Origin of the sequence: Streptomyces turgidiscabies Car8 (assembly GCF_000331005.1) — a bacterium.
Lineage (GTDB): Bacteria > Actinomycetota > Actinomycetes > Streptomycetales > Streptomycetaceae > Streptomyces > Streptomyces turgidiscabies.
The window spans coordinates 1-3851 of record NZ_AEJB01000672.1; the positions used below are offsets into that span (position 1 = coordinate 1).

General features: G+C 69.2%; 4 protein-coding genes. All 4 read right to left on the reverse strand.

The features are described from left to right. Window positions 1–15: 15 nt before the first annotated feature. The gene (locus STRTUCAR8_RS53095) at window positions 16–615 is read right to left on the reverse strand and encodes a hypothetical protein (RefSeq protein ID WP_006383521.1); all 600 of its coding nucleotides are present in this window, start codon (window positions 613–615) and stop codon (window positions 16–18) included. A gap of 228 nt (window positions 616–843) precedes the next feature. Then, on the reverse strand, window positions 844–1845 hold the full coding sequence (locus tag STRTUCAR8_RS46655) for a glycoside hydrolase family protein (RefSeq protein ID WP_006383523.1): 1002 nt from the start codon (window positions 1843–1845) through the stop codon (window positions 844–846). Window positions 1846–1932: 87 nt separating this feature from the next. Next, a complete protein-coding gene (locus STRTUCAR8_RS46660) occupies window positions 1933–3213 on the reverse strand; it encodes a TRAP transporter large permease (RefSeq protein WP_006383522.1) in 1281 nt (426 codons plus the stop codon). Between the two features lie 3 nt (window positions 3214–3216). Then, the gene (locus STRTUCAR8_RS46665; protein WP_044474086.1) at window positions 3217–3831 is read right to left on the reverse strand and encodes a hypothetical protein; all 615 of its coding nucleotides are present in this window, start codon (window positions 3829–3831) and stop codon (window positions 3217–3219) included. Window positions 3832–3851 lie beyond the last annotated feature (20 nt).

Sequence of the window (3851 nt, forward strand, 5' to 3'; positions counted from 1 at the left end):
GCCGTGCGGTGTGGCTCAGTTGTCGTCGGTGATGCTGGTCGCGATGCCGTTGCTGATGACCACCTTGGCCTGGACGCCCTTCTTGGCGGCCTTCTCCAGCTGGGCCTCGGTGCACTCGACGCCGCCCTCGCCGCCCGGTCCGGTGTTCACGGCGTCGCAGATGTCGTCGTAGCCGATGATCTTGGTGTCCTCGGAGACGAAGAACTGCTGCTCGGTGTCCTTCATGCCGGTGACGGCGTACTTGCCCGGCGCCACGTATGTGACGTTGCCGAACCAGGTGCCGCTGACGCCCTCGCCCTTGTTGATGCCCTCGACGGCGGTGTCGCGGGTGTCGGAGTCCGAGTCGGAGTTCTGAGCGGGGCTGGAGTCGGTGTCGGAGACGGGAGCGGGGGTGGCGTCGGTGCCGGAACCGGGGCTGGAGTCGGAGCCGGAGCCGGAGCCGGGAGTGGCACTGGGGTCGGAGCCGACGCTCGTCGAGGTCTGGGAGGCCGACGGCTTGTCCGCGGCGCTCTTGTCGGACGAGCTGTCGCCGGTGCCGCTCTGGCACGCCGTCATCAGCAGCCCGGCGGTGATCGCGGCGGTGGCGAAAACGGCCTTGCGCAGGTGGCGGTTCATCAGGGGTGGTTCCTTCCGAGGGGGAGTGGAAGACCGGCGGCGTCTCCGCCGGCTTCCGGATCTTGCGTTGGGTAAGAGGAGCCATGGGGCTCCGGGGTCACGTCCGTCTGTCCATCGGGACACCGCTGTCGCACAACCGTGAAACAGCGACACATCGGCTGCGGACGGCAGTTCGTCGACGTGCCGCCTTGCGGCACGTGGTCATTGGGGAGCCGACGCGACGCCGGGTCAGGCCCGGGCCACGGCGATGGATCCCGAGAGCCGCTCTCCGGCCTCGTAGATCATGTACGGGACGCCGCCGTCGGTCCCGAAGGAAGGCGCCGCGGCGCGCCCGTACTCGGGAGACGCGCTGCGGGAGTTGTAGAAGACACCGAGATGGGAGCGCTTACTGAAGTCGTTGCCGACCTCGGTGATCATGATGTCCCCGCCGCTCGACTTGTCCTTGTTGTAGACGACGTAGGTGCTGTTGTCGCGGTGGAGAAGGTGCGCACCGCCGATGTTGACGGCGTCGACATCGCTGTGCCGGATCAGCGGCTCCTGGTCGAAGGTCCAGGTGCGGGCGTCGGCGGACCAACCCCAGTGGATGTCACGGTGGTTGGTGGTGTCGTTGGTCATGAAGACCATCACGTAGCGGGCGCCTCGCGAGGGCAGGTCGTGGCGGAAGACCCGGGCGTACGACGTCTCCGTGGTGCCCGACGTCAGCATCGACGTCGACAGCACGACCTTGTCGTACGTGAAGTGGATCCCGTCGGACGAGCGGGCCAGCCGGGTCGTGGTGTTCTCCCCGTGGAAGTACAGCCACAACTCCTTGGCGTCCGCGTTCCACAGCACGTGGGGCGACGAGACATGGCTGACGGAGTAGTGCGGCGACCACTTGTTGGAGACGATCGGGTTCGACGGGTACTCCGTGAACGGACCCTCCAGCGAGTCGCCGTAGGCCAGGCAGATTCCACCGGGCGGGTCGTGCGGCGCGTAGTAGAGGTAGTACCGCCCGAGGGGGTTGCTCAGCTTGTCGTAGACGCCCCTGACGCAGGGAAAGATGATCTCGTCGGTGGGGTTGTACTTGAGCTGAGACGCCGTCAGCAGTGTGCGTACGTATGTGTAGTTGGGGAACCCGCCGGGTGCGGCGGTCGCGGGCTGCGCTCCCACGGCCGTCCCGACGGTGAGAGCGGCTCCGGTGGCTGCGCCGGCACGCAGGAAGAGACGCCGGTCGAGGTGGTGCTCGTGCATGGGGGACTCCATTGACAGCGGATCTGTCGGGTCATGAGGTGTCTGTCGGGTGAGGGGTGTCGATCGGGTTCGGAGGTGTCCGTCGGGTCAGAGGTGGGCGACTGCCGTGACGCACAGGCCGCCCAGTGCGACCGCCCAGACGTACGGCAGGGTGCGCACCATGACCTGTTGGGGAGTGACGCCCGCGTACTGGGCGCTCCACACGGTCTGTGTGCTGGTCGGGTCGGCGACGCCGAAGACCTGGTTGTACGAGGTGGCCATGCCGAGGACGACGGCCGCGGGGTAGATGCCGGTGGCGATGAGGACGCCCGCGATGCCCGCGCCGAGTCCGAACACGTTGAGGGGGCCGCGGTAGAGGCACAGGGGGACGAGGAGGGTGAAGACGAGGACGAACGCCACGGGGTTCTGCGGACTGACGGCCCTGACGAGCGGTTCGAGCGCGTCCACGGCGCCGGGCAGCTTCACGGCGGTGAGCAGGATGCCGATGGCGACGAACAGGACGAGCGGCGGGGCGGCGACCTCGAAGCCGCCGTAAAGGGTGCGCAGCAGCCGCTTGTTCATCTCGCGGGGCCGGGTCGTGGTGACCAGCGCGTACAGGACGCCCGCCAACAGCGAGGGGACGATGGCCAGTTCGAAGCCCAGGGCCAGGACGAGCGGGACCGCCGGGGCGAGCAGCGCGTACCAGGGCGCGTCGCCCAGCTCCTCGCGGCGTGAACGAGGCCTGGGGTCGACGGACTTGAGTGACCAGGCATGCTCGGTACCTCGCCGTCGCGTCTCGACGAGGACGAACGCGAGGGCGGCGACCAGGGCGAACGGGAACAGTTTCACCATGAAGTCGCGCACGGTCGGGACCGGCAGTTCCAGCGCGGTGGAGAAGAACTGCCACAACGGCAGCTCGAAGGGGACGCCCACGGCGATCCCCATCAGCACCGTGCCCGCCGCGGTCACCTTGGGTACGCCGACGGCGATCATCGCGGGGATGCCGATGATGCCGGCGAGCATGGCGGCGGGCGCCGAGCCGGTCACCGTACCGACGAGCGCGGACACGGCGAGGACGCCGAGGGCGACCACGGTCGGGCGGTCGCCGCCGAACTCGACGATCTTGCGGACGAGGGTGCCCGCGATACCGGTCTCGTCGAGGAGTCTGCCCAGCCAGGACCCCAGAATGATCGCGATCATGGTGGCGGCCAGGGTCGGCGCGCCCTCCTGGAGAACCGTGTCCAGCACGCTGTTCTCACCGGTGAGCGGCGCCCCGGCGAGGAACGCGATGATCACGGCGAGCAGCACCAGCGCGAAGGCGGTGGGAAGCCTGCGGGTGAGCATCAGGCCGACGCCGGCGGCCATGACGAGGAGGATGACGACGCCCATGGGTCAGTTCTCTCTTCTCTCTCGTCCGGGCCGGGTGAGCGCGTCACGCAGCGCGGCGCTGAGGAGCAGGGGGCTGCGGCCGAGCCCGCAGACGGTTCTGGCGTAGGCATGGGCGGCGACCTCTTCGGCACCGGCGACATGGCCGTACACGCGGTGACGTCCGAGGCGCAGGACCGTGTGGCCGAGTGCCTGTTTGAGCGCGGCCTTCTCCGGACCGTGGTGGAGGTGGGCGTGCGCGGCCTCGTGGGCGAGCGCCGCGGCACGCACCGAACCGGGCGGGTACCAGGCCCGCCAGCCGCGCGCGTCGACCAGCTCCTCGGCGAGGGCGAGCGTGTCGGTGTAGAGCTCGACGGTCGGGGGCCGTGACGTGTAGCGGGCGAGCAGCATCCGCTGCACGCCGTCGCCCCGCTCGACCACGCGCGCGGTGGACGGCACGGGGGCGAGCCGGGACCCGAACTCGTCTGCACTACGGGCCCATTGGAGCAGCAGCTCGCGGTCACGGCCCTCGTGGGTGGGGGTGGCGGCGAGCAGCCGGACGGCCCATTCGATGTCATCGACGGTTGCCGGGTCCGTCAACTCGTGTTCCTCGGAGGCGAGTTGACGGGAAGTGGCCGTCATGAGCGCACCTCCAGGACCGC